Annotated in this window: 14 protein-coding genes; 3 read left to right on the top strand and 11 right to left on the bottom strand. The window is 73.4% G+C overall.

Going from position 1 to position 12,494, the window contains the following annotated elements:
• Positions 1-63: 63 nt before the first annotated feature.
• On the bottom strand, positions 64-363 hold the full coding sequence (locus tag GA0070610_RS22235; RefSeq protein WP_089001842.1) for a helix-turn-helix domain-containing protein: 300 nt from the start codon (positions 361-363) through the stop codon (positions 64-66).
• A gap of 137 nt (positions 364-500) precedes the next feature.
• Between GA0070610_RS22235 and GA0070610_RS22240 the strand changes: the two genes are divergently transcribed.
• The gene (locus tag GA0070610_RS22240; RefSeq protein ID WP_089003664.1) at positions 501-953 is read left to right on the top strand and encodes a macro domain-containing protein; all 453 of its coding nucleotides are present in this window, start codon (positions 501-503) and stop codon (positions 951-953) included.
• Positions 954-1,126: 173 nt separating this feature from the next.
• Here the strand turns inward: GA0070610_RS22240 and GA0070610_RS22245 are convergent, their stop codons facing one another.
• The 3 genes from GA0070610_RS22245 to GA0070610_RS22255 form a co-directional block, all read right to left on the bottom strand.
• Positions 1,127-1,453, bottom strand: a complete 327-nt coding sequence (locus tag GA0070610_RS22245) for a DUF3592 domain-containing protein (RefSeq protein WP_157747209.1) — start codon at positions 1,451-1,453, stop codon at positions 1,127-1,129.
• Positions 1,454-1,591: 138 nt separating this feature from the next.
• Entirely contained in the window at positions 1,592-2,767 is a 1,176-nt protein-coding gene (locus GA0070610_RS22250) for an aminoglycoside phosphotransferase family protein (protein WP_089001844.1), read from the bottom strand.
• A 40-nt stretch (positions 2,768-2,807) separates the two neighbouring features.
• The gene (locus GA0070610_RS22255; protein WP_089001845.1) at positions 2,808-4,037 is read right to left on the bottom strand and encodes a multidrug effflux MFS transporter; all 1,230 of its coding nucleotides are present in this window, start codon (positions 4,035-4,037) and stop codon (positions 2,808-2,810) included.
• A gap of 132 nt (positions 4,038-4,169) precedes the next feature.
• Here GA0070610_RS22255 and GA0070610_RS22260 point away from each other — a divergent pair, with 132 nt between their 5' ends.
• Both GA0070610_RS22260 and GA0070610_RS22265 read left to right on the top strand, forming a co-directional pair.
• Positions 4,170-4,559 (top strand): MarR family transcriptional regulator, encoded by a 390-nt coding sequence (locus tag GA0070610_RS22260; protein WP_172896711.1) that lies wholly within the window; start codon positions 4,170-4,172, stop codon positions 4,557-4,559.
• A gap of 86 nt (positions 4,560-4,645) precedes the next feature.
• Complete coding sequence (locus tag GA0070610_RS22265) at positions 4,646-5,113, top strand: VOC family protein (protein ID WP_089001847.1); 468 nt, start codon at positions 4,646-4,648, stop codon at positions 5,111-5,113.
• Between the two features lies 1 nt (position 5,114).
• Here the strand turns inward: GA0070610_RS22265 and GA0070610_RS22270 are convergent, their stop codons facing one another.
• From GA0070610_RS22270 to GA0070610_RS22305, 7 genes are all read right to left on the bottom strand, one after another.
• Positions 5,115-5,924: a hypothetical protein gene (locus GA0070610_RS22270; protein WP_089001848.1), complete on the bottom strand. Its 810-nt coding sequence runs from the start codon at positions 5,922-5,924 to the stop codon at positions 5,115-5,117.
• Positions 5,925-6,020: 96 nt separating this feature from the next.
• Entirely contained in the window at positions 6,021-6,509 is a 489-nt protein-coding gene (locus GA0070610_RS22275; protein WP_089001849.1) for a WapI family immunity protein, read from the bottom strand.
• Positions 6,510-6,601: 92 nt separating this feature from the next.
• Positions 6,602-7,048, bottom strand: coding sequence for a membrane protein insertion efficiency factor YidD (gene yidD / locus GA0070610_RS22280; RefSeq protein ID WP_172896576.1), 447 nt, complete (start codon positions 7,046-7,048; stop codon positions 6,602-6,604).
• Positions 7,049-7,145: 97 nt separating this feature from the next.
• On the bottom strand, positions 7,146-8,291 hold the full coding sequence (locus GA0070610_RS22285) for a hypothetical protein (protein WP_089001851.1): 1,146 nt from the start codon (positions 8,289-8,291) through the stop codon (positions 7,146-7,148).
• A 267-nt stretch (positions 8,292-8,558) separates the two neighbouring features.
• A complete protein-coding gene (locus tag GA0070610_RS22290; protein WP_089001852.1) occupies positions 8,559-10,937 on the bottom strand; it encodes an acylase in 2,379 nt (792 codons plus the stop codon).
• A gap of 452 nt (positions 10,938-11,389) precedes the next feature.
• Positions 11,390-11,674, bottom strand: coding sequence for a putative quinol monooxygenase (locus GA0070610_RS22300; protein ID WP_089001854.1), 285 nt, complete (start codon positions 11,672-11,674; stop codon positions 11,390-11,392).
• 26 nt (positions 11,675-11,700) lie between these two features.
• Positions 11,701-12,459, bottom strand: a complete 759-nt coding sequence (locus tag GA0070610_RS22305; RefSeq protein WP_089001855.1) for a MerR family transcriptional regulator — start codon at positions 12,457-12,459, stop codon at positions 11,701-11,703.
• Positions 12,460-12,494 lie beyond the last annotated feature (35 nt).

Genomic DNA, 12,494 nt, shown 5'->3' on the forward strand with positions numbered 1-12,494 from the left:
GAAGTGTTCAAGGGCGAGTCCCTCGCCGCATAGGGACGGGCGAACCGATTCGGGGAGGGGCGCTCAGGTAGCGTCTGCGTCCGGAGCGAATCTGACATCCAATTTCATGCTAAGCGCACGTGCGAAACACTCCAGTACCGGCAGGGTTGGCACGGTGCCGCCAGCCTCGAACCGGGCCACGGCGGGCTGGGTCATTCCCGCAGACTTCGCTAACTGACTCTGGCTCCACCCCTTGTGTTCCCTCAGGTGCCGCACCTCTTGCCCAAGCTCGAAGGCGATGCGCGTCACCTCGTAAGCCTCGGCGGCTCCGGGCTCCGCCATTCGGCGATCACGCAGGTCGTTCCAGTCGACGCGATCGCTCATCGCTTCACCCTCTCATTCGCGCCATCAGGTAATAGCAGCGATGCTATGGCCCGCTCCCACCACATGTCTCGCTGACAGCCCGAGGTACTTCTCTGGACGGAAGCGCGATGTCACAGCCGAGTGGTAGCAACGGCTTCGTGATCAGCATTCGGCACGGCGACCTGCTCGACGCGGACGTCGAGGCACTCGTCAATCCCGTCAACACCGTCGGCGTGATGGGCAGGGGCCTCGCCCTGGCCTTCAAGCAGGCCCATCCCGCGAACTTCACCGCATACCGCGCGGCCTGCGCAGCAGGCACCGTCCGTCTCGGACGGATGTTCGTGTACGACTCGGGCACGCCGGGCCGGCACCGCTACGTCGTCAACTTCCCGACCAAGGGTCACTGGCGCTCGTCGTCCCGCCTTGCCGACATCGAGGCCGGGCTGCCCGATCTGGTACGCGTCCTGCGCGACAACTGCATCGCCTCGGTGGCGGTGCCGGCGCTCGGCTGCGGCAACGGCGGCCTCGACTGGGCCGAGGTCCGCCCCCTGATCGAAGCAGCTCTCGCCGACCTGCCGAGCGTGCAGACGTTTCTGCACGAACCCGGATGACCTGTCAGAGAACACCGGTGACGGCCATGCGCTCCAACTGGCGGCTGGTTGCCGCCTGGATGCGCCGCCCAGCATCTGCGCATCGGGCCACTCGGCTGAGAGGTCCTGGCCCTGCCCGGAAGGCGCTCGCCCGACTACCGCCGTGGCCCTGCTGGCACCGCCACGATGGAGGCTCAGTTTTCAAGCTGTCTGCGGAAGCGCTCCTCCTCGGCCTTCTTACGGCTCTTGACGACCTCCGTCGCGTTGATCTGCGGATCGGTCCTGTCGAAGACTGCCTTCTTTCCGTCGGGGCTCACGAGCAGCGGCACTGTGGCGCCAACTGCGACCCCGAGGGTGCGGGAGTCCCCCATGACCTCGAGCCTGGTTTTTTGCCCGTCCGGCCCCACGAACTGGACAATGAAGGCCCACTTCGCATGCGAGTTCTGGACGCTGTGGAGCCGCGAGTCGAGCACGCGCCCCATGGCCTTGACCCATTTGCGGTGAAAGAAGCGAAAGAACATGGGGCTCATTTCTGCGACAGATCGTTGACCGGAGACTTGCTGCTGGCGCTAATGTGCCAGCCATTGTCAAAGGCCCGGTCGGTGCGCGCAACGAGCGCGGCAGCAAGCCCACTTCATCGTGACGCTGCTGGTCACGGGTCACCGGGCAGCGGGTGCGAGCGCCTGCTGCAGGTATCTGTCGACGTCCGTGGCGTGGTAGATCCGTTCGCTCGCCTCGATGCCGTCGAGGAACATCGCGTACACCGCCGCCAGCCGCAGCGCCGCGACCGGCCGCAGCAGCTCCACGGCCCGCTCCGGCTCGCACCCCGGCACCTCGGCCCGCCACCGCGCGCACCACTCGGCGAGCACCGGGGCGGCGACGTCGTCCGCGAGCCCCTCGGCCAGCCGCAGCGCGTCGAACGCCGGGTGTCCCACGAACGCGTCGCCCCAGTCGATGACCACGTGCCGCCCGGCGTCGGCGCGTACGTTGCCGGGGTGCAGGTCGCCGTGCACGAGGGTGTCCGGCAGCCCGCACCCGCGTACCTCGTCGAGCCGCGCATCCAGCCCCGCCAGCAGCGCCCGCACCGACGAGGCGTCGTGGCCGGCCAGCCGATCGCGGATCCAGCCGGGCAGGGCGTCGGCGCGCAGGTCGGGTACGCCCGCCGCGACCAGGTCCGCCACGTCCGGGACGGACCGCACCTGCACCGGATGGAAGGCGGCGGCCATCGCCAGCCGCTCCTCGATCGGCGCCCCGTAACGGTCCTCGCCGGGCACGTGCGCGATCAGCATCCGGCCGTCGCCGTCGTCCGCGAGCAGCGTCGACGTCCTCCCCGGCGCGGCCCGGCCGAGCCAGCGCAGCACGGCCGCCTCGTGCCGGAAGAACGCCGGCACCTGCTTCAGCCAGGCCGTCCCGCCCGGCCCGTCGAGCCGCCAGACGGCCGACAGGTTCCAGGTGCGCTGCTGGGTGACGGCCTCCGCCGGGCAGCCGAGCCGCCGCAGCTCGGCCGTCGCCCACGCGAGGCTGCGCGCCGGGCCGCCGGGCTCGGCGTAGGGGGCGCGCAGCGGGTCCGCCGACAGGTCGAGCGTCGCCGGTACGAGCGGCGTGGCGGGCGGCCCGTCGACCTGTGCGAGGTACGTGACCGAGCCGCCCATCGGCTGCGGCGCGTCGCCGGTCAGCAGGCGGAGCACGGCCACCTCCACGCCGTACCGTCGGCGGGCCTCGGCCACGACGGGGCCGACCTCCTGCCACCAGGGCGACGGGACGTCGAAGGGCGGCAGCACGCCCAGCGGGGCGCCAGCGGCGTCGACCAGGACGAGGGTGACGGAGCGGGACACGCCGGCACGCTACCGCCGGCCACCCGGCCCGAGCGAGGGGTTAACGGCGGGCGCGGGCCAGGGTGCCGACGACGGCGAGGGAGGCGGCCGCCGCCCCGGCGAGCACCACGGCCATCGGGACGGCGCTGCCCTCGCCGCCCAGCCCGACCAGCGGGGCGGCCATCGCGCCCACCAGCGACTGGATGGTGCCGAGCAGCGCGGCGGCCGTCCCGGCGTGGGCGGGGTGCCGGTCCAGGGCGAGCGCGGTGCCGTTCGGCATCACCATGCCGAGGGAGCCCATGAAGACGAAGAGCGCGACGGCCACCAGCGGCAGGCTGCCGAGCAGCGCGCCGGCGAGCAGGACGGCGGCGGCCAGCAGCCCCACGCCCAGCGGGCGCAGCAGCAGGGTGCGGGGCGCGAAGCGGTCCAGCAGGCGGGCGTTGAGCTGGCCGGCGGCGACCAGGGCGAGCGCGTTGACGCCGAAGATGAGGCTGAACGCGCCGGCCGAGACGCCGAAGACGTCCTGGAAGACGAAGGACGACCCGGAGATGTAGGCGAAGAGCGCGGCGAAGGCGAGGCCCTGCGCCAGCGCGTACCCCAGGAAGATCCGGTCGGCGAAGAGCGAGCGACCGGCGGCGGCCGTGGCGGCGAGGCCGCCGGTGCTGCGCCGCGCGGCGGGCAGCGTCTCCGGCAGCCGCCACGCGACGGCGGCGGCGAGCAGCGCGCCGATCACCGCGAGGGCGACGAAGACGGTACGCCAGTCCCCGAAGCGCAGCACCAGGCTGCCGAAGGCCGGCGCGGCCATCGGGGCGACGCCGAAGACCAGGATGAGCCGGGAGAAGTACTTGGCGGCCTCGCGCCCGGAGTAGAGGTCGCGGACGACGGCGCGGGCGACGACGACGCCCATGCCGCCGGCGAAGCCCTGCGCGAGGCGCGCCGCCGCCAGGGTCTCGGCTGTCGGCACGGCCGCGCACACCAACGACAGCAGGGTGTACGCGGCGACGCCCACCAGCACGGGCCGGCGCCGCCCGAAGCGGTCGCTGAGCGGACCGGTGACGAGCTGGCCGAGGGCCATGCCGATGAGGCAGGTGGTCAGCGAGAGCTGGATCCGCGCCTGGCTGGCGGACAGGTCGCCGGTCATCTCCGGGAACGCCGGCAGGTAGGTGTCCAGGGAGAGCGGCCCGACGGCGGTGAGCGTGCCGAGCAGCACCAGCAGCACGACGGCGGCCCGCCCGGTGGGCGCGGCGACGCGCTCGCCCGGTCGTACGGGTGGCGCGGTGGCGTGCGGCATGGTGGTCCCTCACTGACGGCTCGGCCCGGCTACGATAGCTCTGACTACAGAGCTATTGCGCCGACGAAGGGCCTGACTGTGACGGACGAGACGGTCGACCAGCTCGGCGGAGCGCTCGGCGACCTGCACCGGATGCTGCGCCGGACCGCCATCCAGCGGGTCGGCCGCACCGCCCTGCCGGACGCCCAGGTGGAGGTGCTGCGGCTCGTGCAGCGGTGGCCGGGAATCGGCGTCCGTGAGGCCGCCGAGCGACTCGGCACCGCGCCGAACACGGTCAGCACCCTCGTCGGCGAGCTGACCACCGCCGGCCTGCTGCGCCGGGAGCGCGACCCGGCCGACCGCCGCACCGTCCGGTTGGATCTGACCGACGCGGCCCGGGAGCGGATGGCCGCGTACGGGCGGCACCGGCGCGACCTGCTCGCCGCCGCCCTGGCCGAGCTGGACGGCGCGGACCGCGAGACGCTGCTCGCCGCCGCCCCCGCCCTGCGCCGCCTCGCCGACCGGATGACGGCACGGGACTGAGCCACCGGAGCCGGGACGGCCTGTCGGGCGTCGACGCTACGGTGGCGGTGGACGGTGCCGGGTCGTAGGTGGAGGGTCGCCGGGTGATGGAGCAGCGGATCAGCCTCGTGACGCTCGGCGTCGCCGACGTGGCCAGGGCACGCGCCTTCTACGAGCGGCTCGGCTGGCACGGCCAGGAGGTCGAGCAGACCGTCTTCTTCCAGGCCGGCGGCCTGGCGCTGGTGCTGTGGAGCCGGGAGAAGCTGGCCGCCGACGCGGGCGTTCACGACCTGGGCGCGGGTGGCTTCGGCGGGACGACGCTGGCGCAGAACGTCCGCTCCCGGGACGAGGTCGACGAGCTGCTGACGGCGGCGGCCGACGCCGGGGCGCGGGTGACCGTGCCGGCGCGCGAGACCTTCTACGGCGGCTACGCCGGCTGCTTCGCCGACCCCGACGGGCACGTCTGGGAGATCGCCTGGAACCCGGGCCTCCCCCTCGGCCCCGACGGCGCCCTCACCATCCCCGACCTCGGTGCTGGTGCCGGTCCCGCCGAGGCCGGCAGCGGCCCGGAGTGACTCAGGCGTCCGGCCGGCCGGCCCGGGTGGGACGACGCCGCGACCTACCGGGACCGCGCCGATGCCCGCGCCGCCATCGGGCAAGGGTCGCCGCGGTGATCAACCCGGTGCCCAGCAACGCGATCACCGTGCCGACGAGCCACTGGGTCACCACCCAGCCGCCGCGGGTCGCCTCGCGCGCCGTGTAGGCGCCCGTCCTGGTCACCGTGAGCTCGATGTCCACCCGCTCCCGGGGTATCAGCAGCGTCTCGGAATCGCCCGCGAGAACCGACACGCTCGCGACGAGCGGGTACGTGCCAGGTCGGGTGGCCTTCACGAACCAGGCCCAGTAGGCCACGTCGTCGCGTTCGGTCAGTGGCTGTGCCGGATCCCCGGTCGCGTCCACCGACCTGACAGTCATCGCTTCGGGGTTGCCGCCGGTCAGGTCGATCCGCACCCGGGCACCGAGCGGGACGGCCACCGGTTCACGGCTCGCGTCCGGGACGGGCCCGGACGTCGCCGTGGCGGCCGGGCAGGCCACACCGCTGTCCGGGCCGCACGCCCAGATCCCGATCCTGCTTTCTGCGCCCACCGGCACCCGCCGCTCGGCCTCCACGTGGAGGGTGCCGGGGAAGAGACCGGACCGGCCGGCGCGGATCCGCGCCTGGTACTCGACCTGGTCGGAGGGCCCGCCCACTTCGTCCGACGAATGGACGATGGCGGCGACGGCGAAGGCCAGTGCCACGAGGGTGACCCCGGCACCGAGCAGCCCCACCGTCCAGACCCGTCGCGACGACCACCGTCGGATCTCCGTCCGCTCCTCGTCGGCCATCCCGCCCCCTGCGGTTCGTCGTCCGTCCAGTGTCGCCGCCACCGCCCCACGCGGTGACCCGGTAGGCGGAAAATCGACTTGCGAGCAGGCCGACCGTCAGCAGGTGGCGCGGTGGGGGTACGCGTCGGTTTCCCGCGCCCACTGCTCGGCGGCCATGGAGAGGGCGTCGGCGGAGACGGTGAGCGTCAGCGGGTAGACCGCGCCCGACGGCTGGCGCCGCATCCACGGCGGCAGCGACTCGTACGCGAACTCGACGGTCAGCGCCAGCCGGCGACGCCGCAGCACCCGGGTGCGGAAGGCCAGGTTCGGCTCGGTGAAGCGGGCCACCGCCAAGGGCTCCGCCGGGTCGCTGGTCGTCTCGGCCTGCTGCCGCAGCCAGCCCGCCAGCGCGTACGCCTCGGCCACCGTCAGGCAGGGTTCGAGATGCGACCAGGCCTGCCCGTCGGCGGTGCGGGCGTCGGTCTCGACGAGCAGCCAGTCGTCCCACTCCGCCGCCTCGTCCGGGTCGTCCGGCGGCTCGACCCCGGGCTGGTAGCCCACGGGCCGGATCCTCACCCGGGCGCCGTCGTCGGAGCGGATCTCCATGCTGTCATCATGACCGATCCCGAGGCGCGGATGGGGGCATCCCCGCAGCTCAGAGCACCCCGACGAGCAGCGCACCGGTCGCCGGCACCCGGTCAGCGCACCGGGTCGTGGGTGCCGCGCGGCACGTCGGGCCGGCAGCGGCGCACCCGGTCGGCGGCCATCCGCCCGCCGACGGCCAGCCCGTGCCGCTCGACGACGGCGAGCCCGTACGCGCTGCACGTCGGGGTGAAGCGGCACTGCCCGGGCCAGCGGTGCGACAGCCAGCGCCGGTAGCCCAGGATCGCGGCCCGTCCGGCCCGGTCCACCAGCGGCGCCCGCCCGGCGGCGACGGTGGGTCCGGCCGCGACGGTGGGCCCGGCGGCGACGGTCGACGGCGCCGAGGTCCGGCCGGGCGAGACGAGCCGGGCGGCCAGCGCGCCCAGGGTCAGCAGGGTGGAGAAGAGCCCCAGGTCGCAGCAGGGAATGTCGCAGTTGCAGGCGTCGCAGTTGTCGAAGCGGCTCTTCTTCTTGCGACGCCCGTCGCTCGGGAGGTAGATCACCGGAACATCATGCGACGGCCGCGCCACCCGGGATCCCTCGGATGGCACCGCATCGCCTCGGCGGTAGTCGGCGAGCCGGCCCGACCGGCCGGCAGGGTCAGCGCCAGACGGTGCGGCGCACTCCGTCGTGTGCGGCGCAGGCGTCGCGCCGCCCGCCGGTGAGGCTGACCGAGCCGTCGCCGCACTGAACGAGGTGGCCCCGGCCGGCCCAGAACTCGGGTACGCAGTCGAACCAGTCGCACACCTCGACGGCCGGCCTGCGGATGCGCTCGCCGCCGCAGAAGTCGTACCCCATCGGGTTGGCCGGGGCGCCGCAGCGCGGTTCGCGGGCGGGCGTCGGCGTGGCGGCGGTGCTGCCGCGTCGCGGCTTCGACACGGCGGGCGGCGCCTTCGCCGGCGCGGCCGGCAGGACGACCGGCGGGGCGGCGGTGCTCGGCGCGGGGGTCGCGGCGACGGCGACCTCGGAGCCGGTCGGGTCGGAGGGATCGGTGTCCAGCAGGGCAGCGGGCACCAGCAGGGCGATGCCGGCGGCGACGGCCACGGTGCGCCGGCCGCCGGGCACGAACGCGAAGTGCCGGGCCTGCGCGGGGGTGGCGATCTGCGGCCGGAACGGCTTGAGCTGCGCGTGCTCGGCGATCGCCTCGTCGAGCTGGTCGAGCACCGCGCCGCGCTGTTCGATGGCGTCGGCGAAGGCCAGGGTCAGTTTGAACCGGAAGTCCGCGGCGACGTCGGCGGGGAGCATGAGACCGGAGGTGCGCCGCCGGTCCAGCACCTGCATGAGGGTGACCGGCGCGTGCGGGTCATGGGCCAGGCCGGTCATCCTGCCGTACGACCAGTCGCGCCGGCCGCGACCGCCGAGCAGCACCAGCCGGCGGTTGGTGATGACCGCCATGCCGGCGTCGGCGATCCGGACGCCGTCGGGCCGCCGTGGCCGTGGCGGCGCGGCCGCCGGGGCGACCGTCAGGTCCGGCGCCGGCAGCACGGTGGTGTGTCGGACCTCCACCAGCTGCGCGGCCGGCAGCACCCAGAAGACCACCTCGTCGGGCGCGAGCTCCAGGGGCAGGCCGGCGCCCGCCTCGGCCGAGCCCTGGAACTCCTCGGCGAGGGTACGCAGGCGGCGCAGTTCGTCGTCGCGTCGTCGCCATGCCTTGTCGGCGCTGCGGAACTCCCGCCGCCGCCGTTCGTTCTGCCGGTGCACCCACCGGTACCGCCACGTGGAACCCGTCGAATCAGTCCTTGCCACGCCGACTCCTTCGCCGCGCAGGCCACCAACCGGGGTGTCACAGCTGTCAACTGCGACAACGCCCGGCGGGGACACGCCGTAACGGGGCAAATTGACCGAACGGCGGCCGAAATCGGGCGAGAGGAGGATTTCGCCGAGGCGATGCGCATCCGTCGGGCGTGTCGACGCTGCCGGGTGAACGGTGGAGATCTTGGTACGAAAGGGCCCTTGGAGGGGCCGTTCCGTACCAAGATCTGCGAGGACCCCAGCGGCGGACGCGAGCGTGGGTCAGTGGCGGCGGCCCTCCCCCACCCGGTAGGTGCGCAGGTTCGGGTCGGCCTTGATCTGGGCCTCCGTGTACTTGATGGTGTCCCAGCCCTTGCCGGAGTAGAGCCGGGTCTGGTCGGCGTACCAGGGCGAGTTCGGGTTGCTCGACTGGGAGTAGGTGAGGATCTGGCGGCCCGAGGGGCCGTCGCGACCCAGCTCGACGGCCATCACGAAGGACGAGCCGTGGACCACCTTCGGGTAGCCGACGCCGGGCGCCAGCGGACTGATGATCATGTTGAAGACGCCGGCCTCGGCGCGTCCACCGTGGATCGGGACACGCCGGTCGCCGCGCGGCTCGGTCTGGATGTCGCCGAGGCGCGCGTCGAGCGGGATGCCGGCGAGCTTGCGGACGGCGTCGGCGAGGGCGGTGAGCACGCGCGGGTCGGCGGTGTTCAGTCGGCTCGGCGTACGCACCGGGTCGGCGGCGTCGAACGCGTCGGCGAACCGGACGCCGCCGGCCAGGGCGAACTCGGTGAACAGGTGTGCGCCCCGGCTGTCCAGGTCGACCCGCAGGTCCCAGCCCTTCAGCGCCGCGCACGCCCCGCGCAGGTCGACGGTCGTCCCGTCCGAGGCGGTCGCCGTCGGGTGCGCGGCGCACAGCGCCACCAGGTCGTCGCGCAGCAGCTCGCCGCCGTACGCGCGGTTGCCGAAGACCGTCTGCCAGAGCCGGGACGTGGTGTAGCCCCGCCCGGGCAGCCCGTCGGTGCCGGCGAGCCGCTCCCGCACCTGCTCCACGCCGAGGCGCGTACGCAGGCTGCGCTCGGTGCGCTCGTTGCCGATGATGCGCGGGAAGCCCTCCAGCGGCGCCTCGGGGTTGGCCAGCCAGTGGCTGTCGTTGGAGTTCGTCACGTAGTCGGCGCGGAAGCGGATCGGCAGGTTGGCCGGGCCGAGGATGCCGGGCACCACCGCGTCGCGGTCGCGGCCTAGCGCGCAGACCGACCGGGAACCGTCGAGGACGGCCTGGCCGCTGGAAGCGTAGAGCGGCTGGAACGGCGCGGGGATGCAGGCGGCGGCCAGCTCGTCGGTGACCCGGGGCACCACCGAGTGGTCGGCGTAGAGCGCCTCGCCACGGGCGTCGGCGGCGATCACGTTCACCCAGGGCAGGAACTGGTGCCGGTCGAGGACCCGCTTCAGCTCGCGTACGGTCTTCGCCCGGCCCATCTCCAGCCAGCCGTCGAAGGCGCGGTTGTTGGTGGCGTTGACGTCGGTGATCGCGTACGCGGCGGTGGCGGTCCAGTCGAAGGTGCCGGGGACGACGACCACCGGCCCGAAGTGGGTGTCGTGGAAGGTGCGGCTGACCGGCACCGTGCCGCCGCCCGGGGCGGGCACCTGGACGGTGACCGTACGGGTGGTCATCTTCCGGGCTTGGCCGTCCACGTAGTACGAGGTGGGGTCGCCGGGGACCAGGGCGAGGCGGTGCCAGACGAAGCGGCGGGCGGTGGAGACGGTGTGGCTCCAGGCGAGCGTGCGGTTGTGCCCGATCTCGATGATCGGGTCGCCGACCAGCGCCGCGCCCTCCACGTCGTAGCGGCCGGGAACCTTCAGGTGCATCCGGTAGAAGCGCTCCGCGCCCTCCCACGGGAAGTGCGGGTTGGCCAGCACCATGCCGCCGCCGTGGGTGGTGGCCCGCGCGCCCAGCCCGTACGCGTTGCTGCCGACGCCGGCGGGCGCGCCGTCACGGGCGGCGACGACCGCCGCGGCGCCCGGGGCGTCGAGGACGGCGGCCGGGCCGGTGGCCGTGGGCGGGGCGGCGGCGACGATGCCGTCGAGCACCGCCCGGGAGCTGGCCCGCACCATGCTGGCCCAGCTCGTGCGCCACATGTCCAGCTCGGTCAGCGGGCGCACCCACGGCTTGCCCCGGCAGGCCGGGTCGGTGAGGTTGGCCGCGCCGGTGCGGCGCAGGTAGCTGTTGTAACCGGCGACGAAGCCGCGGATCTGGTCGCGGACCTCGTTCGACGGGGAGTGCACGCCGTCGCGGGGGCCCTGCAGCAGCCGCTCGGCGGTGCGGTCGTCGATCGCCTTGCGGTGGAACAGGTCGCTGCGCACGTTGGCGTCCGTGGGGCTCGCGGCGCCGAAGTAGCGGGACCGCTCGGCGTTGACCGTGACGACCTTCTCCGCGATCACGCAGATGTTGTCCTCGGCCTGGACGTGGCCGACGCCGAAGCCGAGGCTGGCGAAGTTACGGGCGGTGATGTGCGGAACGCCGTACGACGCCCGGCGGACCTCCGCCGAGTAGCCGCCGTCCTGGTGCCGCGCGGCGGCGGGCGGGACGCCGGCGACCGCCGTGGTGGCGACCGTGGCGAGGGCGGTGACCAGCGCGCAGAGCGGCTTCGGCCTCATCGTGACTTCCTCCCCGTCGGGTGGACGTGTGAAGCGTTCACACTGACGGGCATTCGCGCCGGGCGCGGGCGTGCCGAGGAAGACCCGACCGGGAAACCGGGTTGTTCCCCCTACGGACCACCCGGACGCTGGGTAACGTCGGCGGCACCCAGGGCCGACGAGGGGGTGGGACCGGTGGGTGACCCGCTCCGCCCGGTGGTGATCGGCGTCGACATCGGCACCACCAGCACCAAGGCGATCGCGTACGACGTGGACGGTGTGCGCCTCGCCCACCACTCGGTGGGCTACCCGCTCGACGAGCCGCACCCCGGCTACGCCGAGCATGCCGGTGCGCTTCCCTGCCGGGCACGAGGGCTCCGGTTTCGGCGCGGCCCTGCTCGGCATGCAGGCGCTGGGGCTGATCCCGTCCGTCGACGTCGCCGCCGACCTGGTGCCCTAGTGACCCGGCCCGGTCAGGGCGCCTCGACCCCGGAGATCAGGTAGCGGTGCACCTCCGCGCCGCGGATCGCCACCGTCTGCTCCTCGGCGGGGCCGGATCCCCGGAAGTCGAGCAGTTGCTCCTCGGACTCCCAGCGCTCGTAGACGTTGATCCGGCCGGGCTCGACCAGGTCCGCGCCGATCGCGAAGTCGACGCAGCCCGGCGCGGACCGTGCCTGCCGGACGACCTCCACGCAGTCGGCGAGGTAGGCGTCCCGCTGGTCCGGGTCGACGTAGAGACTGCCGGCGACGATGAGCACTGCTGACCTCCGGGGTCGGCCGCGCCTCAGGCGCGGGTGATCGCGTTGGCGTGGATGGCCTCACCCAGGTACGCGGCCATCCCCGGTTTGATCGTCTCGAAGTACGCGGTGAACCGCTCGTCCGACACGTACATGTCGGCCAGGCAGGTGTGCAGCTCGACCGGGCAGTCGTAGAACCAGCGGCTGATGAGCTGCCGGTGCTCCTCGGCCAGGTCCATCGCCGCCGGCCCGTCCGCGGGTGCCCCGGAGGACATCACCTCGACGAACCGCCGCGCCCAGTCCTCGTTCTCGGCCTTGTTGCGCAGCCAGTCGTCCTTCGTGTAGCGGGAGACCCGCTCGTTCGACTGGCGGTACGCGTCGGTGTCGCCCCAGCGCTGCTCGACCTCCTCGGCGTGCGCGTCCGGGTCGAAGTCGCCGAAGACCTCGAAGCGCTCCTGCGGGGTGAGTGGAATGTTCAACTTGCTCGCCTCCATCGCGAACTCGATCGCCGCGACCATCTCCTGGAGCTTCCTGATCCGTACGGACAGCAGCTCGTGCTGGCGGCGCAGGTGCGCCGCCGGGTCGCTCGCCGGGTCGTCGAGGATCGCGGCGATCTGCTCAAGCGGGAACCCCAGCTCCCGGTAGTAGCGGATGTGCTGCAACCGCTCCAGGTCGGCGTCGTCGTAACGCCGGTAGCCCGTGCCGCTGCGTCCGCTGGGCGAGAGCAGTCCGATCTCGTCGTAGTGGTGCAGCGTCCGCACGGTCACGCCGGCCGCCTTCGCCACCTGTCCCACCGTGTAGGCCATGGTTTCCCTCCCTTCCGCCAACGAGGCTCCCGCCT

Source organism: Micromonospora echinofusca (assembly GCF_900091445.1).
Taxonomy (GTDB): domain Bacteria; phylum Actinomycetota; class Actinomycetes; order Mycobacteriales; family Micromonosporaceae; genus Micromonospora; species Micromonospora echinofusca.